Annotated in this window: 1 protein-coding gene; it reads right to left on the reverse strand. The window is 25.5% G+C overall.

The annotated features are described in order from the left end of the window. Positions 1-98: 98 nt before the first annotated feature. Entirely contained in the window at positions 99-857 is a 759-nt protein-coding gene (locus tag F6K53_RS45305) for a hypothetical protein (RefSeq protein WP_293087748.1), read from the reverse strand. Positions 858-1,033 lie beyond the last annotated feature (176 nt).

Below are 1,033 nucleotides of genomic sequence, written 5' to 3' on the forward strand. Positions count from 1 at the left end.
TGTTACCATCAAGGTTACCGCCACCAGTGTTAATGTTTATATTTGATTCCATGCTATTCATCCCTTATTTATACTTAAAATTTATTTATAGTTTTTTATTAGTTATTAATTGCATTATTTTTACCTCCAAGGATTGCTCCAATAATACTACCACCTTGTGTATTTATATTAATTGTTTGACTACTAATATTTTTTAGAGTTTGATCTAGATATTGCTTTAAATCTGGTTCTAGCATCTTATTTTTTTCGAGAACTTCTTGGATAGCAGAAATTATCAGTGGCATTATAGTTTTTAAATGCATAAAAGAATCATCTAAGTCAAAATCATTACTACTAAGATTTTTATGAAAATTTATTCTTAGTGCAGATAAAAAAGACTCTTTTTGAGATAATGCTCGAAAGAATTTAATCCAGAACAAAAGCAAGTATAATATTGCTAAAATGATTGATATTACAAAAATATTAAAAAGTGATGGTATTAATATAATTAATAATAAAATGATTAAGTTCAATATTAATTGAGTTTTATTTAGTCTTCCTAGAGCATAAGAATCAGCAGCAATGTATAAGTTATTCCCCTGAATCAAACATCTGCACAAGGTGGTAATTTTGGTATTTCTTATTGTATTAAGTAAAATTTCTATATAAAGCCTATCTCTATCTTTATTTTCATATTTCTTATCTATATAATTTACAATCCTAACCTTAAGTAACTTATTCAAATAAGTATCTTTAATTTTAGATTTTTTAAGTATTAAATATAATTCTTCATATAAATTTATTCTCACATTTTTAAGCTTGTCTTGATCTTCTAACTTAAAATTTTTATTAATGCCAATACTAAAATTTATTAACAAAATTCCTCTTGATTCTGCAGGATGCTCTCTATCAAAAAAACCTTTATTAACTAATTGATCAGTTGTTAATTCTTTTAAATTTATTTTTTTGTCTGTATTTGAAGGTTGTTCAATGGCTACTACTTGCAGATCGGAAGAGTGTCGTGTTGGGAATGAAGCTTAGCACGCAATGTTAT

Origin of the sequence: Moorena sp. SIO4A1, assembly GCF_010672065.1 — a bacterium.
Lineage (GTDB): Bacteria > Cyanobacteriota > Cyanobacteriia > Cyanobacteriales > Coleofasciculaceae > Moorena.